17 protein-coding genes, 2 tRNA genes and 1 pseudogene are annotated in these 23,082 nt (G+C 59.4%); 9 read left to right on the top strand and 11 right to left on the bottom strand.

The genetic code is table 11. The features are described 5' to 3' along the window. Positions 1-8: 8 nt before the first annotated feature. Genes sdhA through sdhC form a run of 3 tightly spaced genes read right to left on the bottom strand, consistent with a single transcriptional unit; the run spans position 9 to position 2,500 of the window. Positions 9-1,781 (bottom strand): succinate dehydrogenase flavoprotein subunit, encoded by a 1,773-nt coding sequence (gene sdhA / locus IE079_RS05925; RefSeq protein ID WP_189574242.1) that lies wholly within the window; start codon positions 1,779-1,781, stop codon positions 9-11. A 3-nt stretch (positions 1,782-1,784) separates the two neighbouring features. Continuing rightward, on the bottom strand, positions 1,785-2,132 hold the full coding sequence (gene sdhD, locus IE079_RS05920; protein ID WP_189574239.1) for a succinate dehydrogenase, hydrophobic membrane anchor protein: 348 nt from the start codon (positions 2,130-2,132) through the stop codon (positions 1,785-1,787). Continuing rightward, positions 2,123-2,500 (bottom strand): succinate dehydrogenase, cytochrome b556 subunit, encoded by a 378-nt coding sequence (gene sdhC, locus IE079_RS05915; RefSeq protein ID WP_189574235.1) that lies wholly within the window; start codon positions 2,498-2,500, stop codon positions 2,123-2,125. The genes sdhD and sdhC overlap by 10 nt, the downstream gene beginning before the upstream one ends. Before the next feature lie 511 nt (positions 2,501-3,011). Here sdhC and gltA point away from each other — a divergent pair. Then, positions 3,012-4,286 carry a citrate synthase gene (gltA, locus tag IE079_RS05910; RefSeq protein WP_189574231.1) on the top strand — a complete coding sequence of 425 codons (1,275 nt, stop codon included), beginning with the start codon at positions 3,012-3,014 and terminating at the stop codon, positions 4,284-4,286. 195 nt (positions 4,287-4,481) lie between these two features. Further along, positions 4,482-5,363: pseudogene (locus tag IE079_RS05905) on the top strand (NAD(P)-dependent oxidoreductase); the annotation flags it as partial. A gap of 161 nt (positions 5,364-5,524) precedes the next feature. Here IE079_RS05905 and topA read toward each other — a convergent pair. From topA to fadB, 3 genes are all read right to left on the bottom strand, one after another. After that, entirely contained in the window at positions 5,525-8,158 is a 2,634-nt protein-coding gene (gene topA, locus IE079_RS05900) for a type I DNA topoisomerase (RefSeq protein ID WP_189574223.1), read from the bottom strand. Between the two features lie 261 nt (positions 8,159-8,419). Further along, positions 8,420-9,595: an acetyl-CoA C-acyltransferase FadA gene (fadA, locus tag IE079_RS05895; RefSeq protein WP_189574220.1), complete on the bottom strand. Its 1,176-nt coding sequence runs from the start codon at positions 9,593-9,595 to the stop codon at positions 8,420-8,422. A gap of 31 nt (positions 9,596-9,626) precedes the next feature. Then, on the bottom strand, positions 9,627-11,774 hold the full coding sequence (gene fadB / locus IE079_RS05890; protein ID WP_189574217.1) for a fatty acid oxidation complex subunit alpha FadB: 2,148 nt from the start codon (positions 11,772-11,774) through the stop codon (positions 9,627-9,629). 427 nt (positions 11,775-12,201) lie between these two features. Here fadB and IE079_RS05885 point away from each other — a divergent pair, with 427 nt between their 5' ends. Both IE079_RS05885 and IE079_RS05880 read left to right on the top strand, forming a co-directional pair. Next, positions 12,202-13,014, top strand: coding sequence for a hypothetical protein (locus tag IE079_RS05885; protein WP_189574214.1), 813 nt, complete (start codon positions 12,202-12,204; stop codon positions 13,012-13,014). A 167-nt stretch (positions 13,015-13,181) separates the two neighbouring features. Next, entirely contained in the window at positions 13,182-13,613 is a 432-nt protein-coding gene (locus IE079_RS05880; RefSeq protein WP_189574211.1) for a universal stress protein, read from the top strand. 25 nt (positions 13,614-13,638) lie between these two features. Here IE079_RS05880 and IE079_RS05875 read toward each other — a convergent pair whose 3' ends face one another. From IE079_RS05875 to IE079_RS05860, 4 genes are all read right to left on the bottom strand, one after another. Beyond that, entirely contained in the window at positions 13,639-15,588 is a 1,950-nt protein-coding gene (locus IE079_RS05875; protein WP_189574208.1) for an ATP-binding cassette domain-containing protein, read from the bottom strand. 14 nt (positions 15,589-15,602) lie between these two features. After that, positions 15,603-16,397, bottom strand: coding sequence for an MOSC domain-containing protein (locus IE079_RS05870; RefSeq protein WP_189574205.1), 795 nt, complete (start codon positions 16,395-16,397; stop codon positions 15,603-15,605). Between the two features lie 104 nt (positions 16,398-16,501). Then, positions 16,502-16,577 (bottom strand) — tRNA-Gly (locus IE079_RS05865). 165 nt (positions 16,578-16,742) lie between these two features. Beyond that, the gene (locus IE079_RS05860) at positions 16,743-17,357 is read right to left on the bottom strand and encodes a DUF924 family protein (RefSeq protein WP_189574202.1); all 615 of its coding nucleotides are present in this window, start codon (positions 17,355-17,357) and stop codon (positions 16,743-16,745) included. Between the two features lie 86 nt (positions 17,358-17,443). Here IE079_RS05860 and IE079_RS05855 point away from each other — a divergent pair, with 86 nt between their 5' ends. The 3 genes from IE079_RS05855 to IE079_RS05845 all read left to right on the top strand — a co-directional run bounded on the left by IE079_RS05855 (position 17,444) and on the right by IE079_RS05845 (position 18,910). Next, entirely contained in the window at positions 17,444-17,821 is a 378-nt protein-coding gene (locus IE079_RS05855; protein WP_189574199.1) for a sirohydrochlorin chelatase, read from the top strand. Further along, positions 17,814-18,722: a TIGR01777 family oxidoreductase gene (locus IE079_RS05850; protein WP_189574196.1), complete on the top strand. Its 909-nt coding sequence runs from the start codon at positions 17,814-17,816 to the stop codon at positions 18,720-18,722. The genes IE079_RS05855 and IE079_RS05850 overlap by 8 nt, the downstream gene beginning before the upstream one ends. A gap of 112 nt (positions 18,723-18,834) precedes the next feature. Then, positions 18,835-18,910: transfer RNA gene (locus tag IE079_RS05845), tRNA-Glu, on the top strand. A gap of 26 nt (positions 18,911-18,936) precedes the next feature. Here the strand turns inward: IE079_RS05845 and ccoM are convergent. Then, positions 18,937-19,074, bottom strand: coding sequence for a cytochrome c oxidase subunit CcoM (gene ccoM / locus IE079_RS05840; RefSeq protein WP_189574193.1), 138 nt, complete (start codon positions 19,072-19,074; stop codon positions 18,937-18,939). A gap of 295 nt (positions 19,075-19,369) precedes the next feature. On the opposite strand from ccoM, the gene IE079_RS05835 reads away from it, so the two are divergent. Both IE079_RS05835 and IE079_RS05830 read left to right on the top strand, forming a co-directional pair. After that, complete coding sequence (locus IE079_RS05835; RefSeq protein ID WP_189574190.1) at positions 19,370-21,775, top strand: bifunctional diguanylate cyclase/phosphodiesterase; 2,406 nt, start codon at positions 19,370-19,372, stop codon at positions 21,773-21,775. A 93-nt stretch (positions 21,776-21,868) separates the two neighbouring features. Continuing rightward, a complete protein-coding gene (locus IE079_RS05830; RefSeq protein WP_189574187.1) occupies positions 21,869-23,080 on the top strand; it encodes an acetate/propionate family kinase in 1,212 nt (403 codons plus the stop codon). Positions 23,081-23,082: the final 2 nt, after the last annotated feature.

The following is a 23,082-nucleotide window of genomic DNA, read 5'->3' as shown; positions in this document are numbered from 1 at the left end:
GGTCCCCCTTAATAGGTCCGAATCTTCGGCTCGAACGTCGGAACGGTTTTTGGCGCGAAGTTCACATCACGCTTGCCAAGCCGCTTCTCGAGCGGGAAGTAAACCGAGTGCTTGAGCCAGTTCTCGTCATCACGCTCGGTAAAGTCGTTACGGGCGTGAGCACCGCGACTCTCCCTGCGCTCAACCGCGGACACCGCCGTGGCGTAAGCAACTTCATAAAGGTTGTCGAGCTCAAGGGCTTCAATGCGAGCCGTGTTGAAAGCATCGCTGCGATCCGCCAGACGGGTTCTGCGCACGCGCTCGCCAATCTCGTCAAGCTGCTTGAGCCCTTTTTCCATGCTGTCACCGTCACGGAATACACCGAAGTAAAGCTGCATGCAGGCCTGCAGGTCCTTGCGAACCTGGGCCACGTCTTCACCTTCGTCGGCGTTGTTCAGACGGTCCAGACGCGCCATGGCCTTTTGGATCTCTTCCTCGGTCGCGCCATCGATCTCGAAACCGTCACGCAGCATCTTCTCGATGTGCAGACCGGCCGCGCGGCCGAACACCACCAGATCCAGCAGCGAGTTGCCGCCCAGACGGTTGGCCCCGTGCACGGACACACAGGCCGCCTCACCACAGGCAAACAGGCCTTCGATGGCCATGTCGTTGCCGTTCTCGTCCTGGGTCAATGCCTGACCGCCCACGTTGGTGGGAATACCGCCCATCATGTAGTGACAGGTGGGAACCACGGGGATCGGCTCTTTCACCGGGTCGACATGGGCGAAGGTACGGGACAGCTCACAGATACCGGGCAGACGCAGGTTGAGGGTCTCTTCACCGAGGTGGTCCAGCTTCAGCAGAACGTGATCCTTTTCGGGACCACAGCCACGGCCTTCGAGTATCTCCAGAACCATGGAGCGGGCGACCACGTCACGACCGGCCAGGTCCTTGGCGTTGGGTGCGTAGCGCTCCATGAAACGCTCACCCTCGGCATTGATCAGATAACCCCCCTCACCCCGGCAACCCTCGGTTACCAGTGTGCCGGCGCCATAAATGCCGGTCGGGTGGAACTGCCACATCTCCATGTCCTGAACCGGGAAGCCCGCGCGCAGAGCCATGCCGACGCCATCGCCGGTGTTGATCAGGGCATTGGTGGTGGAGGAGTAGATGCGACCCGCCCCGCCGGTTGCCAGTACCGTGGCCTTGGACTTGATATAGGCCACTTCGCCGGTTTCGATCTCGATCGCGACCACACCAACCACCTGGTTCTTGCTGTTCTTGACCAGATCGACGGCGTACCACTCATTAAGAAAGGTGGTGCCGCCCTTCAGGTTGGCCTGGTACAGGGTGTGCAGCAGGGCGTGACCGGTACGGTCAGCGGCGGCACAGGTACGCGCTGCCTGAGTGGGGTTATCCGGGCCCTTGGACTGACCGCCGAACGGACGCTGGTAGATGCGTCCCTGCTCGGTACGGGAAAACGGCAGCCCCATGTGCTCCAGCTCGAAAACGGCCTGGGGGCCGACGGAGCACATATATTCGATGGCGTCCTGGTCACCGATATAGTCGGAGCCTTTGACGGTGTCATACATGTGCCAGCGCCAGTCATCGTTGGGATCTGCACTGGCAATGGCGCAAGTGATACCGCCTTGGGCGGACACGGTGTGGGAGCGTGTTGGAAAAACCTTGGTAATACAGGCCGTATTCAGCCCGGACTCGGTCAGCTGCAGCGCGGCACGCATGCCGGAGCCACCGCCACCGATAACGACCGCATCATAGGAAATGGTCTTGATATTAGCCATCTATTAAAGCCCCCAAAGAATCTGAATGCCCCAGACGATATATACGAACATCACGGTGCCGCAAGCGGCCTGAAACAGGAAACGCGGCAGCGTTGCCTTGATGTAGTCGGTGGAAACGGTCCACAGACCAACCCAGGCGTGGCCACCGAGCGCGATCAGGGTTCCGAGACTGAAAATCCGGAACCATGTCTGCCCGAACAGACCCGCCCAGGCTTCATAGTCGACGTCAGTTGTCAGCATGAAGCCGAGCAGGAAAATCGTGTAAAGAGCCAATACGTAGGCGCTGACACGCTGGACCATCCAGTCGTAGACACCGCTGCGGCCAAGATTCGTTACGCTGTTTACAGCCATATCCAGACCCCCGCGAGAATGATAAGAATGACCGAAATCACCAAGGTAAGTTTGGCCGCGAGACGACCGCTCTGAAGCTCTTCACCGATACCCATGTCCATCAGCAGGTGCTTGATGCCGGCTACCAGATGATAAAGCAGGGCTGACAGGATGCCCCAGATGATCAGCTTCGCCAGGAAGCTGTCCAGCAATTCATTAACCCGGTTGAAGCCATTTTCCCCGGACAGGGAAAGGTCCAGCCCGTAAAGCAGGAAGGCGACACCCACGAACATGATGACGCCGCTGATGCGATGCAGAATGGAAGTAATGGCAGGCAGCGGAAAATGAAACTTGCCGAGATCGAGATTAACTGGTCGTTTGCTATTCACAGCGCTCTCACACTCTCTTTTTACTCCGCGTTTCCGGCCGGGCCGGGGCGGATGGTTGGTATAAAGGATGACCGTGTCGGCACGCCGTTGTGTCCGCACAGGTAATTCAGGAGGGAGAACATCACCGCAGACGTCGTTGCAGGCGTTCCTTATTGGCATGTCCCCGTTTCCGGGCTAGAGATTATAAGGAGTGCCCCCGGGAATTACAAACCGGCAAACCCGTAAAACCCTGTCAGATCAGGCCGCACACTCCGCTATTGGGATAATTGACAAATACAATTTGAGACGGATAAGCGTTGTGGCTCAGAGACGACCCGGCACGGTTATAGCTCGTTTTTAGCCAGCGGACGCCTCCATTTCAGATCACAATCAGGTATCATGCCTGAATTGAATCCGTATCTTTTATCTCGCCGCGCATTGACAAAAAAAGCCAACACCCTATATTTTGCCGCCGGTTTACCAATAATACGCGCCTTCCCGCGCTACTAACGCTGAAAAACAGGAGAGCACCATGACCGACAGGAAAGCCACGCTCTCGGTGGGTGACAAATCCATTGAGCTTCCGGTTTACTCAGGTACCGTTGGGCCTGACGTCATTGACGTTCGAGGCCTCGTTCAGGAAGGCGTTTTTACCTACGATCCGGGCTTTGTTTCCACCGCCGCCTGCGAATCCGCTATCACCTATATCGATGGCGCCCAGGGTATGCTGCTGCACCGCGGCTACCCCATCGACCAGCTTGCGGAGCATTCCGACTATCTGGAAGTGTGCTTCCTGCTTCTCAATGGTGAGCTGCCCACCCCGGAAGAGAACCAGCGTTTTCACGACACCATCAAGAACCACACCATGCTGCACGACCAGATGCGCAACTTCTTTCAGGGCTTCCGCCGTGATGCGCATCCCATGGCTATCATGTGCGGCGTGGTAGGCGCCCTGTCCGCTTTCTATCATGACCAGATGGACGTGTCCGATCCCCGCCAGCGCGAAATCACCGCCCATCGCCTGATCGCCAAGATGCCCACCATTGCGGCGTGGTGCTACAAGTATTCCATTGGTCAACCGTTCATGTATCCCCGCAACGACCTGGACTACGCGGAAAACTTCCTGCACATGATGTTTGGCGTACCCTGCGAGGACTACAAGCCGAGCCCCACCCTGGCCAAGGCCATGGACAAGATTTTCCTGTTGCACGCCGACCACGAGCAGAACGCCTCCACCTCCACGGTGCGCCTGGCGGGCTCAACCGGTGCCAACCCCTATGCCTGTATCGCTTCCGGCATTGCCGCCCTGTGGGGACCGGCTCATGGTGGTGCCAACGAGGCCGTACTGGACATGCTGGCCGAGATCGGTGACGAGAAAAACATCGAGAAGTTTATTGCCAAGGCCAAGGACAAGGACGATCCATTCCGCCTCATGGGCTTTGGTCACCGGGTCTACAAGAACTTCGACCCCCGCGCCAAGGTCATGCGCGAGACCGCCCACGAAGTTCTGCAGGAACTTGGCCTGGAAGACGATCCGCTGCTCAAGATCGCCCAGCGCCTGGAGAAGATCGCCCTGGAAGACGAGTACTTCGTGGAGCGCAAGCTGTACCCGAACGTCGACTTCTACTCCGGCATCATTCTCAAGGCCATCGGCATCCCGACCTCCATGTTCACGGTTATCTTCGCCCTGTCCCGCACCATTGGCTGGTTCAGCCACTGGAACGAGATGGTATCCGGCAACTACCGCATTGGTCGACCGCGCCAGCTTTATACCGGCTTCGAAAAGCGGGATTACCCGGAGAAGTAAGCGCGCTGCCCTGTTTCTCAGGACCGACCCGAAAGGCCGCTGGAATCCAGCGGCCTTTTTTTGATTAAACTCCCTATGTGGAAACCTGAAAATTGGGGTCTGACCCCGATTTACGTAAATTCCGGCCTGAGCGCACGCCTTTAACATGCCCCGGACTTCTGCAATCATCGGTTTTCTCTCTACCAACGGGCAACTGGAGAAAACCGGATGAAGAATATCGCATTTATCGGCCTTGGCGTGATGGGCTACCCCATGGCGGGTCACCTGGCAAATGCCGGGCTGGCTGTGAACGTCTGGAATCGAAGTCCGGAAAAAGCCAGCGACTGGGCGAACGAGTACGCTGGCGAAGCCTGCACGACCATTGCCGATGCCGTCAGCAAAGCCGATGTGGTGCTGACCTGTGTCGGGGCGGACCCCGACCTGCGTAACGTTTACCTGGGCTCCCATGGCATCATTGCCAATGCACCGAAGGGCGCCATTCTGGTGGACCATACCACCGCCTCCGCCGGTATTGCCGAAGAGCTTTATGACGCAGCCGCCAACGTCGACCAGGAATTTCTGGATGCCCCGGTTTCGGGGGGGCAGCAGGGCGCCGAAAATGGTCAACTCACCATCATGTGCGGCGGCCACCAGAATGCCTACGACCGCATCCGCAAGACACTGAGCCTGTATGCAAAAGCCCTCAACCTCATGGGGCCGGCTGGCAGCGGCCAGAAAACCAAGATGGTCAACCAGATTGCGGTTGCGGGGCTGGTGCAGGGATTGTCGGAGGCTATCCATTTCGCTGAAGAGGCAGACCTGGATGTCAGCAAGGTGATCGACGTGATTTCAAAGGGAGCCGCCCAGTCCTGGCAGATGGAAAACCGGTCCGCTACCATGATTGCCGGCGAATTCGATCACGGTTTCGCGGTGGACTGGATGCGCAAGGATCTGGCCATCTGTCTGGAGGAAGCGCGTCGTAACGGCGCCAAACTGCCCGTGGCGGCGCTGGTGGACCAGTTCTACGGGGATGTGCAGGACATGGGTGGACGGCGCTGGGATACGTCTTCGTTAGTCCAGAGGTTGAGGAAGCGGTGAGGTGACTCTCGCCAAGCCTGCGCCGTCTATCCCCTCTCCCCTGCGCGGGAGAGGGCCAGGGTGAGGGGGAGCGCCCGCAGGGCGCCAGAGCATCGGACTTGAGAGTTGGCCTCTCCACCCTCACCCCACCCCCTCTCCCCTCAAGGGAGAGGGGCTTTTAGTTACTTCTTCTTGTCCCTCGGCACCCAGCGCCCGTTCTCGTACCATGCAGACCAGCCCGTCGCCTTGCCGTCCTTTTCGGACATGACATACTGCTCCTTGGTCTTGCGGCTGTAACGGATCACCGTGGGGTTGCCCTCCGGGTCTTTCTCCGGCGCGTCCATCAGGTAATCGTACTTGGGATCGATTTCCTTACGGTGCGGCTTGATCTCTTTGACCAGCGGCGGACGGGTCTCCCGGTTTTTGGGGAACTTGCTGGCCGCCAGGAACAGGCCGGAAGCGCCATCCCGCAGTACATAGGTGTCGTCCACCTTCTGGCACGGAAGCTCTGGCATGGGTACCGGGTCCATCTTGGGAGGTGCCGGCTCGCCGCTTTTCAGGAGCTTGCGGGTGTTCTTGCACTCGGGATTGGTGCAGCCGAAATACTTGCCGAAACGGCCTGTCTTGAGCTGCATTTCCGAGCCGCACTTGTCACATTCCAGGGTCGGACCGTCGTATCCCTTGATGCGGAAGGTGCCCTCTTCCACCTCGTAACCCGAGCAATCCGGATTGTTACCGCAAATGTGCAGCTTGCGCTTCTCGTCGATCAGATAGCTGTCCATGGCCGTGCCGCACTTCGGGCAGCGGCGCTTCTTGCGCAGCAGACGGCTTTCGCCCTCGCCTTCCACGTCGTCCTCGGCGCTGACCACCTCATCACCGGATACCAGGTTGATGGTGGTCTTGCAGCGCTCCTTGGGGGGCAGCGAGTAACCGGAACAGCCCAGGAACACCCCGGTACTGGCGACCCGAATCTGCATGTTGCGACCACAGGTGGGGCATGGGATATCGGTTTCCGTGGGGGTGTTGCTGCGCATGCCCCCTTCGGGCTTCTCGGCCTCTTCCAGTTGCTGACGGAAGCGGGCGTAGAAGTCATTGAGGACTTTCTTCCAGTCCTCCTCGCCTTCGGCAATCTCGTCCAGCTCGTCCTCCATCCGGGCGGTGAAGTCGAAATCCATCAGATTGGGGAAGGATTCGGTGAGCCGCTCGGTGACAATATCGCCCATCTTCTCGGCGTAGAACCGGCGGTTCTGCAGGCGCACATAGCCCCGGTCTTGGATGGTGGAGATAATGGAAGCATAGGTGGATGGCCGGCCAATGCCCTGCTTTTCCAGCTCCTTGACCAGGCTGGCCTCGGTGTAGCGGGGAGCCGGCTTGGTGAAATGCTGACTGGGGTCCAGTTTTTCCAGATCCAGCACTTCGTCCACCCTGATATCCGGCAACGCCACGTCCTCGTCTTTCTTGGCAGACTGGGGCGCGGCTTTCAGGAAGCCCTCGAACTTGATGATGCGGCCACGGGTGCGCAGCTCATAGTCGCCGTTGGCAACCATAATGGACGTGCTGAGGAACTCGGCGTCGGCCATCTGGCAGGCAATAAACTGGCGCCAGATAAGTTCATACAGTTTCTCGGCATCTTTTTCCAACCCACTGATATCACTCGGCTTACGGGTAACTTCGGTGGGGCGAATCGCCTCGTGCGCCTCCTGGGCCCCCTCCTTGCTGCCGTAAACGCGGGGCGAGTCCGGCAGGTACTGATCACCGAACTGTTTGCTGATCCAGTCCCGGGCACCGGCAACGGCATCCTGACTCAGGTTGGTCGAGTCGGTCCGCATGTAGGTAATGTAGCCGGCCTCGTAAAGGCGCTGGGCCAGCATCATGGTCTTCTTTACGGTGAAGCCCATACGGTTGCTGGCCGCCTGCTGCAGCGTCGAGGTAATAAAGGGTGCCGAGGGCCGGGACCGGGTGGGTTTGTCTTCCCGCTTGGCAACGCGGAACTCGCCCTGTTTCAGGCGTGCCACATGCTCGTTGCTCTGCTTTTCATTTTCCGGGCGGTAGGTCTTGCCCTGGTAGCGGGTGGTCTCGAACCGGACGGCGGAAGACCCTTTCTTCAGGTCCGCATGCAGCTGCCAGTACTCTTCCGGTATGAAGCTGCGGATTTCCTTTTCCCGCTCGACGATCAGGCGTACCGCCACCGACTGCACCCGCCCGGCGGAAAGCCCGCGGGCAACCTTGGACCATAGCAGCGGCGACACCATATAGCCCACCACCCGGTCCAGGAACCGGCGGGCCTGCTGGGCATTGACCCGGTTGGTGTCCACGCTGCCGGGATCGTCGAACGCGGACTGAATCGCCCGCTTGGTGATCTCATTGAAGACCACACGGCGATACTTGTCGGGTTCGCCGCCGATGGTTTCCCGCAGGTGCCAGGCAATGGCCTCCCCTTCCCTGTCCAGATCCGTCGCCAGATAGACGTGGTCGGCGGACTTGGCCAGGCGCTTGAGCTCACTGACCACCTTTTCCTTGCCCGGCAGGATCTCATAGCGAGCCTGCCAGTCATGATCCGGATCGACGCCCATACGGGCAATCAGCTGGTCGCGGGCCTTGCGTTTCTTGTAGGCGGCCTTTTCCTCCGGGTCCAGCTTCCGGGTCTGGGCGGCCTGACGGGCACGCTCCTTGGGATCGGACGTGGAACCACTGCCACTGACAGGCAAATCGCGAATATGACCAACACTGGACTTTACGATGTAATCGTTGCCCAGATACTTGTTGATGGTCTTCGCTTTGGCTGGCGACTCGACAATAACGAGACTTTTACCCATATCAGAGACATTACCCCAGGAAACAGTTCAATAATTTCAGCCATGGCCCAAACCGCAAGAAAAATCAGCCAACTGGGAAGCACGCGGAGGCCGGCCGGATCGCATAGGTGCACTGTTTTACAGTGTCAGCAAAGTCAAGACAACCCATACTTTGATTTTTGATAAACCTTAAGCACATCCTGAAAGCGGGCTCCGGCCCGGTATCCAGAAAAAAGCCCGGCACAGGGCCGGGCTTGTCAGGACCTGACTTTCAGCCGGGTGTTACAGCCGTTCCCAGACGGTTGCAATGCCCTGGCCGAGACCGATACACATGGTGGACACACCCAGATCGCCGCCACGAGCCTGCATGATATTCAGCAGAGTGGTGGAAATCCGCGCACCGGAGCAGCCCAGCGGGTGGCCCAGGGCAATGGCGCCGCCATTGAGGTTGACCTTCTTGTCCACCTCGTCCAGCAACTTGAGATCCTTCAGTACTGGCAGCGACTGCCCGGCAAAGGCTTCGTTAAGCTCCCAGAAGTCGATGTCATCGATGGTCAGGCCGGCCCGCTTGAGTGCCTTCCTGGTAGCAGGTACCGGGCCATAGCCCATGATGGCCGGATCGACACCGGCAACCGCCATACCACGGATCTTCGCGATCGGCGTCAGGCCCAGGTCCTGGGCCTTCTCGGCGGACATCATCAGCATGGCCGCAGCACCGTCCGTCAGCTGGGAGGAGGTACCCGCCGTGACCGTGCCCTGCTTCGGGTCAAAGGCCGGCTTGAGCTCGCCCAGTGATTCCGCGGTGGTCTCGGGACGAATGGTCTCGTCGTCCTCGATCAGCTTGACGAAGCCGTTCTCGTCATGGCCCTGAATGGGCACGATCTCGTTCTTGAAGCGACCTTCCAGGGTCGCCTCGTGGGCAAGACGGTGCGACCGCGCACCGAACTCGTCCTGCTGCTCGCGGCTGATGCCGTGCATCTTGGCCAGCATTTCCGCGGTCAGGCCCATCATATTGGAGGCCTTGGCGGAGTATTTGGAGGCGGCCGGATTGTGGTCGAAGCCTTCGGTCATGGGGATATGCCCCATGTGCTCGACACCACCGATCACAAACACATCACCGTTGCCGGTCTGGATCGCCTGAGCGGCGGTGTGGATGGCGCTCATGGACGAACCGCACAGGCGGTTGACGGTCTGCGCGCCGGTCTCGTGAGGTAACCCGGTCAGCAGGGAGATGTGGCGGGCCACATTGAAGCCCTGCTCCTTGGTCTGGTTGACCGCACCCCAGATGACGTCTTCAACGTCCTTGGGGTTGACCTTGGGGTTGCGCTCCAGCAGTGCATCAATCAGCGTGGCGGACAGGGTCTCTGCGCGAACGTTGCGGAAGCATCCGTTCCTGGCACGACCCATCGGAGTCCGCACGCAATCCACTACGACAACGTCTCTCGGATTAAGGCTCATAGATCTTTCTCCGTTCGGAAATCTCGTTCAATCAGGCGAAGAACTTATCGCCGTTCTTGGCCATTTCGCGCAGCTTCTCGGTCGGTTGGTACAACGGACCCAGGTCTGCGTACCTGTCTGCCAGCTCGACGAATTTGTCGACGCCCATGTCATCGATGTAGCGCAGGGCGCCACCACGGAACGGAGGGAAGCCGATGCCGTAGATCAGGCCCATATCCGCATCCGCCGGCTCTTCGACAATGCCGTCTTCCAGGCAGCGAACGGTTTCCATGCACAGGGGGATCATCATGCGGGCGATGATGTCCTCATCAGTGAGGTCTTTCTTTTCCTTGACCACGGGTTCAAGCAGTTTGTAGGTTTCTTCGTCCACTACCTTCTTCTGCTTGCCTTTCTTGTCTTCCTCGTAGGCGTAGAAGCCCTTGCCGTTCTTCTGGCCGTAACGGTCGTTCTCGAACATCACGTCGATGCCGGACTTCCAGTCGGTCTTCATCCGGTCCGGGAAGCCTTCCGCCATCACTTCGTTGGCGTGCTTGCCAGTATCCATGCCGACTACGTCCAGCAGGTAGGCCGGACCCATGGGCCAGCCAAAGTTTTCCATGATCTTGTCGACCCGCTGGAAATCCGCACCGTCGCGTACCAGGCCGGCAAAGCCGCCGAAGTACGGGAACAGCACCCTGTTCACCAGGAAACCCGGGCAGTTGTTGACCACGATCGGGGTCTTGCCCATGGCCTTGGCATAGGCAACCGTGGTGGCAATGGCGCGATCACTGGTTTTCTCACCGCGGATCACCTCAACCAGGGGCATCATGTGCACCGGGTTGAAGAAGTGCATGCCGCAGAAGTTTTCCGGGCGTTTCAGGTTATTGGCCAGGGTATCGATGGAGATGGTAGAGGTGTTGGAGGTAATGATGGTGTCATCGGATACCTTTTCCTCAACTTCCCGCAGGACAGAGTCCTTGACCTTCACATTCTCGACAACCGCTTCCACAACGATATCCACGTTGTCGAAGTCGCCATAGCTCAGGGTCGGCCGGATGTTGTTGAGGGCATCGGCCATCTGCTCGGGTTTCATCTTGCCCTTCGCCACCCGCTTGCTCAGAAGCTTCTTGGCTTCCTTCAGGCCCAGGCTGATGCCGTCCTCGTTGATATCCTTCATCAGAATCGGCGTGCCTTTGTAGGCAGACTGATAGGCAATACCACCGCCCATGATACCGGCGCCGAGAACAGCAGCCTGTTTGACGTCAGCCGCTTCCTTCTCCCACTGCTTGGCCTTTGCCTTGAGCTTCTGGTCGTTCAGGAACAGGCCGACCAGGCAGGCAGCGACATTGGTCTTGGCCATTTTGGCAAAGCCCTTGGCCTCGACTTCCACGGCCTTGTCGCGGGTCAGGCCGGCATGCTTCTGCATGACCTTGATGGCCTCAACTGGCGCAGGGTAGTTCTTGCCGGCCTGACCAGCCACGAAGCCCTTGGCGGTTTCAAAGGCCATCATGCTTTCCATGTTGTTCAGCTTGATCTTGCCTTTCTTTTCTTCACGACGGGCCTGGTAGTCCAGCTTGCCTTCGTTGCACTGGTCAATAATCGCCCGTGCCGCGTCTATCAGCTTGTCGGTTTCAATTACCGCATCGACGGCGCCGGTCTTCAGGGCGTCATCGGCACGGTGTTCGGAGCCCATGCAGATCCACTCGATGGCGTAGTCGACACCGATAAGGCGGGACAGGCGAACGGTGCCGCCGAAACCGGGAAAAATGCCCAGTTTCACTTCCGGGAGACCCACTTTTGCCTTGCTGTCCATGACCCGGTAATCGGTGGCCAGGCCCATCTCGAAGCCGCCACCCAGGGCCATGCCGTTGAAGCAGGTCACGGTGGGGAAAGGCAGATCTTCAATGGCATTGAAAACAGCGTTGGCAGTGAGGTTGTTGTTGATCAGATCTTCTTCGGGACCGGCAAAAAGATCGGTAAATTCGGTGATGTCCGCGCCGACAATGAAACTGTCCTTGCCACTGGTCACCACCAGCCCCTTGAGGCCGGTCTGTGCCTTCAGTTTATCGGTGGCGGCGCCCAGTTCCTCGATAGTGAGGCGATTGAACTTGTTGACTGACTCGCCCTGCAAGTCAAAGTTCAGTTGCGCAATTCCGCCTTCGATCTCTTTTACTGTGATGGCTTTACCTTCGTAAATCATCAACTGATCTCCAGTCTGTGTTGATTGCTGTGCCCTGCTCCGACCGCGCCGGAACCGGCATTACAGCGGATTTTCGGTCACTGCCCTGGTGCATCGCCCGGACGGGTCACTGCCCGGTGGCGGGCAGGCCCGGCGAAACACGGTTCGATTCAAAAATTCATACAGCCGTTTGAATCAGGAGGGCACACCTTGTGAAAAAACTCCGATCTTGTCAACGAATTTGTGACGTAAGGTCCATAGACACCGGAAGCGACAAGTTAAGATGACTTACCAAGCCTCCGGAAAAACTGCAAAATTCAGTAAAATCACGGAACGGGGTCGCAATCTGTAACAAACCGCTTGAACGACTGTAACGCTTAATTTAGCTTTGTGAACCAGATCCCGTCCATTCCAATAAGAAAGCGCATCGAAATGGAGTTACGCCCCAATGAATGACTCTCGCCTCCGAATCCATTCTGTGCTGGCAGTGATGGTACTGCTGCTGCTCAGCTCTCTGTCGGCCCGTGCCGACGAAGGCTCTGCATTCCTGCGTGAACTCCATGAGTTCCGCCTGAACAACTTCATGGCCCTGAGCAACTATTACCGCTACAGCGCCACCAACGACACGACCGCCCAGGATTCGATCAAGGAACTGATGGGCGAGGCCACCCGCAACCTGCAGGCGGTTTCCGAAAGCGGCGCCAATGTACTCAGCGCTGACCAGATCGCCTCCCTCAGGTCCGAGTTCAATACCTTCAGCCAGCTCATGGCCCAGAACGTCAGCGACGTCACCGAAATCGGCTACCCCGACCTGCGCCTGGTGGGCGAAATGGCCAACCAGGCCGTCAAGCTGAGCAATGTGGCGCAGGAACTCTACTCCCAGGCGCGGGAAAGCTCCCAGACCGCCATTAAACCACAGGTGGAAACCGCACGCTCCGCTTCGGTGCTGATGGCCCAGATGCTTTCACGTTACGCCGCCCGGTCCTACAGCCCGGTTACCCAGACCTTCCAGGGGGCCTCCGGTCTTGCGCCACTGGATCAGCAGGCACAGGAACTGGATGCATTGATCAGCGAATTTGTCACTTCCGCCAGTCAGGGCCAGCTGCAGGAAACAGCGGTTGAAATCCAGGTCAAATGGAGCTTTATCAAGGACTCCTATATCAACTATAACAAGCAGAACGTGGTTTTTGTGATCGAACGTTATTCCCGTGCGATTCTCGAGGAGTTGAATTCCGCGGTAAATTCCCTGCAGAACGCCTGACACGACCGGAAACAACCGGACCGACAGCGGGCCACCCACGGGTGGCCCGTTTTCGTATAGTTGACCCCGATCAGTTTACAGTGTTGTATATTCACCTAAAGTAATGGGTAAGCCCGTGGATCACCCGATGGCTTCCCGTCGCGCTACCTGAAAGGAGCTTTGAGCCTATGTCCGTGTACAAGAAGATTTTGGTGGCTATTGACCTCACGGAGGAAGCGCCGCAGGTGCTTGAAAAGGCAGTAGAGATTGGCAAACAACACGATGCCCGGCTGTTGCTGGCACATGTGGTGGAGCCCGTAGGCTATGCCTACGGCGGTGATATTCCCATGGACCTGAGCGAGCTACAGGACCAGCTGGACAAGGCTGCCCGTGAACAACTGGCCGCTTACGGCAAGCAATACGGCATTCCGGAAGACAACCAGATTGTTACCGTGGGCCGGCCGGAGTCGGAAATCCATCACCTCAGCGAGGACCAGGGTGTCGACCTGGTCATCGTGGGCAGCCATGGCCGCCGGGGCATCCAGCTGCTGCTGGGTTCCACTGCCAACGGTGTGCTCCATGGTGCCAAATGCGATGTGCTGGCGCTGAGGATCAACTGATTCCAGCGGCGTCCGGGGGCCGGGTTCAGCCCTGGCCCCCGGCCTGCATTTCCTCCAGTTCCAGCCAGCGGTTCATGGCGGCTTCCAGGCTTTCCTTGGTGTCCGTCAGATCCTTGAGAACACGGTCTACCGTTGCCGTATCCTGCTTATAGAAATCCGGGCCTGACACTTCCCCGTTCAGGGCCTCTATTCTCGCTTCGAGTTTCTCGATCTGACCGGGCAACTGCTCCAGCTCGTGCTTGAGTTTGTAACTCATTTTGACCGGAGCTGGTCGCGCCTGCCCGGATCCGGCGGGGGTGCCGCTACTGGCAGCCTTGTCACGCTTCTCCGATAACGAAGCTTTCCTGCTGCTTGAGCCGGGGCCTCCCGCCCCTTCCTCTGACGGAAACCGGCCGCCCTGCCGGCGCCAGTCCGAATAGCCGCCCACATACTCCCGGACAAAGCCGGAGCCGTCCAGGAACAGGGTGTCCGTGGCGATGTTGTCGAGAAATTCCCGGTCGTGGCTGATCACGATGACCGTGCCTGCAAAGTCCACCAGGCGTTCCTCAAGCAGCTCCAGTGTTTCCACATCCAGGTCGTTGGTGGGCTCGTCCAGCACCAGTATGTTGGCCGGTTTACTGAACAGTTTCGCCAGCAGCAGACGGGCACGCTCGCCACCGGAAAACACCCTGACCGGTGACCGGGCACGCTCGGGCGTAAACAGGAACTCCTGAAGGTAGCCCAGCACATGCTTCTGCTGGCCGTTGATTTCGATAAATTCCCGCCCCTCTGACAGATTGTCGAGGGCGGTGCGCTCGAGGTCCAGTTCTCCCCTAAGCTGATCAAAATAGGCGACCTGACGGTTGGTGCCAAGACGGATACGGCCTTCCGTAGGCTCCAGATCTCCCAGCAGCAGGCGAACCAGAGTGGTCTTGCCAGTGCCGTTCTCGCCCACCAGGCCGATCTTGTCGCCACGGAGGATGGTCATCGTCAGGTCCCGGATAACCGGCTTGCCATCCGGATACTCAAATCCGGCTTGGATGGCATCCACCACCAGTTTGCCCGAACGGGAAGCATCCTCCACCGAGAAGCTGGCGGTTCCCACCCGTTCCCGGCGCTGCCGGCGCTCTTCCCGCATGGCCCTGAGCGCCCTGACCCGGCCCATGTTCCGTGTCCGCCGGGCTTTTATACCCTGGCGAATCCAGGCCTCCTCCTGCTTCAGGCGCTTGTCGAACAGGGCATTCTGCCGCTCCTCCTCTTCCAGGGCTTTTTCCTTGAGGTCAAGGTAGCGGTCATAGGTAGCCGCGAAGCTCACCAGATGGCCCCGATCAAGCTCCACCACCCGTGTCGCCATGCGACGAATAAAGGCCCGGTCGTGGGATACAAAGATAATGGCGCCACGGAACTGGCCAAGTGCCTCCTCGAGCCAGGCGATGGCCGGCACGTCCAGGTGGTTGGTGGGCTCATCCAGCAACAGGATATCCGGCTCCGCCACCAGCGCCTTGGCAAGCAACACCCGCCGCTGCCAGCCGCCGGACAGGGTGTTGAGGGTCTGGTCCGGATCAATGCGGTATTGCTCCAGGATGGCATTCACCTTCTGGTCCAGGCGCCAGCCGTCCAGCGCCTCGAGACGCTCCTGCACTTTCATCATCTGGTCGAGGCTCGCTTCGTCCGCCTGTTGGGACAGATGATGAAACTCCGCCAGCAGTTTACCAGTCTCCGGGAATGCATCGGAGACCACCTCATAGGCGGTACGGGTGTCGTCCGAGGGCAGCATCTGGGGCAACACCGCCAGTCTGGCGCCACTGTCCAGGCGGACCACACCGCCATCAGGCGTGACCTCCCCGGCAATAATCTTCAGCAGTGTGGACTTGCCTTCACCATTGCGGCCCAGCAGGCACACCCGTTCTCCGGGCTCCACCACCAGAGAGGCATGATCCAGCAGGGGCTGCATCCCGAAGGCCAGTGAGATTTCTTCCAGGGTCAGCAGTGGCATGAACGGAACAACTCCTATAATTTGATCGTAACCGGATCCTCGACGCGCAGGGTACCGGTCTCGAGATGTACGCCGTTGGCGCCGAAAATGACGCCGTCTTCAGTACGACGGAAACCGGACAGGGTTTTCAGTGGATTGCCGTCCGGTGAACGTTCACCGGAGTCCGGATCCACTGTGGTCATGACGCAGCGGCTGCAGGGCTTGACCAGCCTCACCGGCACATCGCCCAGTGCCAGTGTCTGCCAGCGGTCTTCCTCCCAGGGCATGGCGGCACCCTCAACCACCACGTTGGGACGAAAGCGCCGCATGTCCGCCGACCACGGCAGCCGCTGGTTAAGATCTTCCAGGGAAGCCTGACTGGTCACCAGCAGAGGAAACCCGTCGGCAAAACTGACCGGATGCACCGCCTGCAGACTTTGTTGACGAACAGGACGAGTGACAGAATCGGGCATGTAGACCAGTGTCACGGGCTTGCCCAGAAACACGGATACGGCCTCTGACGCCTCCGGACTGGCCATCAGCACACCATCCACCTGATCCCGCCAGACGGTCACGGTCTCACTGTCGTTACTCGCCCTTACCTTAACTCTGCCCTGGCCGGGAATGTCCAGGCACAGCCCCTCGTCGTTGAGCCGGGGTCGGATTCTGACCAGCGACGGGTTCTTGCGCTGGGTAACGAACCGGTTTTCCTGGTCCACCAGCATCCAGCGCCGGTCACCCACCGGACCAAAACGGTCCAGAGAAAGTTCGGTAGTGGCAACGCCAGCCAGGGACTTGACCGGATAGTAATAGAGCGCTTTGATTTTCATAGGGCGTCCAGACGACAAAGAACCAGCGCCAGTATACTGAAGTTCCGGGAAGCTGAGGGGCCAGAAATGAAAAAACCCGGCCTTTCGGACCGGGTTTCGGAATCTGGAGCGGGAAACGAGACTCGAACTCGCGACCCCAACCTTGGCAAGGTTGTGCTCTACCAACTGAGCTATTCCCGCTTTGTTGTGAGGGCTGTAACCTCTCAACGGCTGCGTATTCTACTGATAGGACCGCAGTCGTCAACTGTTTTTATGAATTTTTCTTTGCAGGCCCGGGCAGCTGGGCGAACTGTTTTTCCTGCCACACCCGGCAAGTTCGAGGGAGCCGGATAACCAGGCTTCCGGTCAGCTCTGTTGCTGCCCGAATGTGCTGGCCCCGGCACCAAGATAGGCCTGTTCCTCTGGCGTTGACGGTCGCTTCAGCGCGGCATTGCGGTGTGGAAAGCGACCGAAACGCTGAATCACCGAGCGATGATTGCGCGCCGATTCCAGAAAGCTCCCCAGGAATGCCCCCAGCGGGCCGTCCTGAGAGGCTGCCAGCTGTTCATACAGCTCCACCGATCGATCCTGATGGGCGCGATTCTCGGAATGCTGCAATGGCATATAGAAGAAGGCACGCTGTATCGGCACCAGCGGTACATCGGCCCCCTTGTCCAGCCCCTCCAGACACAGGGCTATCGCCTGGCGGTCATTGGAGTACGCCATACCCCCGCCACGGTGGATATGCCGGGTAAACTGGTCCAGAAGAAGTATTTCCGCCAGCCGTCCGCCGGGCTCCCGCCGCCATTGCTCCAGGCCATTTTCCGAGGCAAACAGCACCATGGAAATAAAACGGCGCCGTATTTCCTGATCAAATGCCCGGGATGAGCGGAACCAGCGCTCCCGATGCTCACGGTCCGGCAGACCATTTTCGTCCAGTTCACCAAACCAGAAATCCAGAAGCTCGTGCCAAGCGAACATATTGTCTCCGGTCACGTTGAAATTCGCAGTCGCAGAAACGTAGTTATACACTTAAAGCAGTTCAAGCCAAAGGAGCGCTATTACCCATGACGGCAGCCACACGAGTTCTGTTACTGGCCCACGGCAGCAGCGACCAGCGCTGGTGCGATACCTTCGAGGCGCTGGCCGCCCCCACGCTGCAGTCACTCCCTGAGGCGCGCGTTGCCTACATGGAACTGGCAAGCCCCACCCTCGAGGAGGAAGTCGGCAAGGCCGTAACGGAAGGAATCGGAGACATACGCGTCGTCCCCCTGTTTCTGGCCGCCGGCCGACACCTCCGCAAGGATGTTCCTGCCATGCTGGAGGAGTATCGCCAGCGTTTCGGTGTCGATATCACCCTGCTGCCGCCCATTGGCGAAGACCCCAGGCTTGGCCAGGTGCTGAAGGACATCGTCGAGGGGACTCTGGAGGAAAGTCATGCCTGAACACCGGATCCTGGTAACCGGAGGGACCGGCTTTATCGGTCGGGTGTTGTGCCCGGAACTGCTCAATGCCGGCTACCAGGTGGATGTGGTGAGCCGGCAGAAGCCGGAGGATGTGCGGGCGATCTGTGGTCGTGTGACGCCCGTAGGCCAGATTACCGATATTGGCGAGCGCCCCGGTTACCACGCGGTGGTGAACCTGGCCGGCGAGGGCATTGCGGCCAAGCGCTGGACTGAACACCGCAAGCAGGTGCTGAGGGAGAGCCGGATTGACCTGACCCGGAAACTGGTGTCCGCGCTGCTGCGCCAGGATACCCTGCCGCAGGTCATGATTTCCGGGTCCGCAGTGGGCTATTACGGTGATCAGGGCGACACCACTGTCACCGAGCAAACCCCTCCCCATGACGAGTTCAGTCACCGCCTGTGCGCCGACTGGGAAAAGGCCGCGAGCATCCTGGCCGAAAAGGGCGTCAGGGTATGCTATTCCCGCACGGGTGTCGTGGTCGGCGCTGACGGCGGCTTCCTGCAGCAAATGACCATACCCTTCAGGCTGGGGCTCGGCGGCCGGATTGGCGACGGCAGCCAGTACATGCCGTGGGTTCATCGGCAGGATGTGGTCAACGCCATTCTCTGGATGCTGTCCGAGGAGTCAGCCAGGGGGCCCTATAACGTGGTGAGCCCGGCGCCGGTCACCAACCGCACCTTCACCCGGACCCTGGCCGACGTACTTAATCGCCCCGCCCTGTTCCCGGTTCCGGCACCTGTGCTGAAGCTGGCACTGGGCGAAATGTCCCGGCTGTTGCTCACCGGTCAGAGGGCGGTACCGGAGCGACTGGAGCAGGAGGGCTTCCATTTTGCCTACCCGGAACTGGAGCCCGCTCTGCAGGAGGCGCTGGGCAAGTAACCATCCGCAAGGATAAAAAATTCTGACATTTTTCGGTTGGACCGTTGACACTCACCCGGCGCGTTCTTAATATACGCGCCACCTCGACGAGGTAACGGTCAAAGAGAAATACGTCCCCTTCGTCTAGTGGCCCAGGACTCCGCCCTTTCACGGCGGCAACACCGGTTCGAACCCGGTAGGGGACGCCACTTTTTCTCAACAACCATCCTGTCTCTTAACGACCGTCCTGTTTGTGCTTGTCATTGCCTCTGGTCTTGGCATCATGCACCACAAACCACCCGACAGCCACCATAAACCCTACCATCAGCAATACGGTTCCCACGCCGGCGATGACAACTCCGTCCATATACATGGCACTACTCCTCTTCATCCTGTGATGGCCCGGTCATTTTTAGGCCCTGTCTCCAATTTCAGCCTACGCCTGCGCCGGTCGGTCGATCTTGACCTGAATCAAGAGCACTAAACCCCTTATCCATTGAATTTTTGCCAGTTACATCCCCTGCCGGCACGACAATTCACCGGGCAGACTGCTATATTCTCAATGGTTACGCCGGATATCCGGTTGCAACGGTTTCCGTTGCCCAGAAACACTGAGTCGCCATCGGTTCCGGCCGGCAACGCACCCGGGAAGTTTGCACACAAACAGGATGCTCAAACCACTTTCGCGCCTTCAGCAGTTCCGCCACGGCTCGCCCCTGTCGTTCCGTTTGCTGGCCTATATCCTGGTGTTCAGTTCCGTGTTCACCGTGTTCGCATCGGGTCTGCAGATCTATAGTGATTTCCATAAAGACGTTTCCGCCATTGAGGAACGCTTCAGGGTTGTGGAGAGCGGGTATCGCTCCAGTCTGTCCCGAAGCCTCTGGGCCCTCGACCGCAACCTGCTGGAGGTCCAGCTGGAAGGTATCCTGTCACTGCCGGACATTGTCCACCTGCGCCTTCGCATCGACCCCGACTCAGAGCTGGTCATGGGTGAACAACCTGACCGCGACATCGCTACCCGCGAGCACAGCTTCCCCATCCGGCATTCCGATCCCCAGGAAACCCTGCTGGGGGAACTGACCGTAACAGCCTCTCTGGAACGCACCTACCGCGAGCTGGAAGAGACGATCTGGACCACCATCACCACCCAGTTCCTGAAAACCTTCCTGACCGCCATTCTGATCGTCTGGATTTTTCAGGTTATGGTCACCAGGCACCTGAGCCACATGGCCCAGTTTGCCCGGCGCTTCTCCCTGAACAACCTGGATCAGCCGCTGACACTGGACAGGTCCGACAACCAGCGCCACCGCAACGACGAACTCGGCCAGGTGACGGACGCCTTCAACCAGATGCGCGAACGGCTGAAGGATGATCTTGAACGGCGTAAACGGGACGAGGAGGAAATCCGCAAGCTTTCCATGGCCGTGGAGCAGAGCCCCTCGTCGGTGATGATCTGTGACCGCCAGTGGAATATCGAGTTCGTCAATCACAAGTTCAGCCAGCTGACCGGCTACCCGGCGGAACAGGTTCTCGGGCAACGCCCCGGCGACCTGGCCCTGGGGGCCCGCGCCGCTCGTGACAGCCAGCACCTGTGGCAAACCATCCGCATACAGGTCCAGCGGGTAGGCGTCTGGCAGGGCGAGGTCAACAGCGTGCGCCGCAATGGCGCCCATTACTGGGAACAGATCGTGGTATCACCGATCAAGGATGAGGATGGCCGTATCAGCCACTTCCTGATTATTGGCGAGGATATCAGTATCCGTAAACGCTACGAGCAACAGCTGCTCCGTCAGGCCAACTATGACGTGCTTACCGGGTTGCCCAACCGCATGCTCGCCCTTGACCGCCTCAAACTGGCCGTTGCCCAGGCGCAACGGGAAGAGGGTCTGGTCGGCGTGATGTTCCTGGATCTGGACAACTTCAAGCATATCAACGACACCATGGGCCATGACGCCGGCGACACCCTGCTGGTGGAAGCCTCGCGCCGGGTTTCCTCCTGCCTGCGCGGCACCAGCACAGTGGCAAGACTTGGCGGCGATGAATTTCTGGTGCTGCTGCCCGGCCTCAAGGACGAGCAGGGGGCGGGACAGGTGGCCGAGCGCATACTGAAAGGCTTTAATGCACCGTTCCTGCTGGGCGGACAGGAGGTGTTCGTGACCACCAGTATTGGCATCGCCATCTACCCGCTGGACTCGGACAACACCAGCACCCTGCTCCAGAACGCCGACGCTGCCATGTACGAGGCCAAGCACAACGGCAAGAGCTCGTGGGAACGGTTTGCTCCGCAAATGAAGGAACTGTCCCATGAACGGCTGCAGATGGAGTCCCGCATGCGCCGGGCGCTGGAGCTGGACGAATTCGAACTGTGGTACCAGCCGATTATCGACGCCGCCACCGGCAGGGTCACTGGTGCCGAAGCCCTGTTGCGCTGGAACAGCCCCGTCATGGGTCTGGTCATGCCGGACCGGTTTATACCCCTGGCCGAAGAAACCGGCATGATCATCCCCATCGGGCGCTGGGTAATCGAGCAGGCCTGCGCCGCGGCGAAACGCTGGGAAGAGGCTACCGGCACAGCACTGAACATAGCGGTCAATGTCTCCCCCAGGCAGTTCCGGGACCCGGAATTCGTCAGTAGCGTGCAGCAGATTCTGACCGCCTGCGACATGCCGGCCGACCGGGTGGAGCTGGAGATTACCGAACGCCTGTTACTGGACAGCAGCATTGAAGCCGCCACCATTCTGCAGGAACTCGACGCCACCGGCATCCGGTTGTCGGTGGATGATTTCGGAACCGGCTTCTCGGCCCTGAGCTATCTGAAGAGCTACCCCTTCGATACGCTCAAGATCGACAAGTCCTTTGTGGCGGATGTACTGGGAGCCGACGACAACTCGGCCCTGGTCAGAGCCATCATCAACATGGCTCACAGCCTCAGCCTGACGGTCGTGGCCGAGGGCGTGGAAGAAGCGGCCCAGGCCACTTTCCTGAGCGCCCACGGCTGCGACTTCCTGCAGGGATACCATTACAGCCGGCCGATTCCGGATGCCGATTTTCTCGCCTGGCTCCGGATCCGCTAGCACCCCCTGATACCCGTGGCCTGTTAATGACCGCGGACCGCCGGTAAGCTACTATCCGCGCTATACTGAATAACAGCAGGGGTTGCCCAATCCATGAATGATCAGATTCTGGTCGTAAACTGCGGAAGCTCTTCCGTGAAAATGGCGGTTTTCAATCGCTCCGGTGAGTCACTCGCGTCGGCGCTGGCTGAGAAAATCGGCCAGTCCGACGCCCGCCTGGTTCCTGAAGGGGGCGATACGGTTGCCCTGCCCCCGAATGCCGACCATCGCCAGTCCCTGATCGCAGGCATCCAGTGGCTTCAGGATAACGGCCACCTTGGCAAGGCTCCCCTGGCCATCGGTCACCGGGTGGTTCATGGCGGCGAGGCCTTTCACCAGGCGGCACTGCTGAACAACAAGGTTATCCGGGCCATTGAGGACTGCGCCAGCCTGGCGCCCCTGCACAACCCGGTGAACCTGGCGGGAATCGAGGCCACCATGGAGCTGTTCCCCCGGGTTCCCCAGGTGGCGGTATTCGACACTGCCTTTCACCAGACCCTGCCTCGCCATGCCTGGCTCTACCCGGTGCCAAAGCGGTTCTACAACGACTGGGGGGTGCGGCGATACGGCTTTCATGGCACCAGCCATCAGTACGTGGCCGAAGAGGCCGCGCGCCGTCTGGACAAGCCGGCTGAAACCGCTTCCGTTATTTCCGCCCACCTCGGAAACGGTTGCAGCATTACGGCTATCCGGGATGGCAGAAGTGTCGACACCAGCATGGGGCTGACGCCCCTGGAGGGCCTGGTGATGGGTACCCGCAGTGGCGACGTTGACCCGGGCCTGTTCGATTTCCTGGCCAGCAAGGGCATCAGTCCGGAAGACACCCATGGCATCCTCAACCGGGAAAGTGGCCTGCTGGGCCTGTCCGGGACCACCAGCGACATGCGCAACCTGCTCAAGGCCGCCCGCAACGGCGACCGCGACTGCCAGGACGCCTTCGAAGTCTTCTGTTTCCGCCTGGCCCGCTATATCGGCGCCATGATGGTGTCCCTGGACAACCTGGATGCCCTGGTGTTCACCGGGGGGATTGGCGAGAACAGCAGCGAGGTGCGGGCGCGAACCGTTGCTCATCTTGCCCTGCCGGGCTTCCGTATCGATCCGGACAGCAACAACGACCACGGCCAGGCCCGCAATGGAGCCATCTCAGCCAGTGACAGCCGTTTCCCGATACTGGTGATCCCCACCCGGGAAGAGGCCATGATTGCCCGTCAAGCGGTCGCACTGGCCACCGGCGAAGCCGACCCGAACCAATCACAGAATCACTGAAG

The organism is Marinobacter zhanjiangensis (genome assembly GCF_014651935.1).
In the GTDB taxonomy this organism is placed as follows: Bacteria; Pseudomonadota; Gammaproteobacteria; order Pseudomonadales; family Oleiphilaceae; genus Marinobacter; species Marinobacter zhanjiangensis.
Note: the sequence above shows the minus strand (reverse complement) of the source record. Positions and strands in the feature narration are given on the sequence as shown.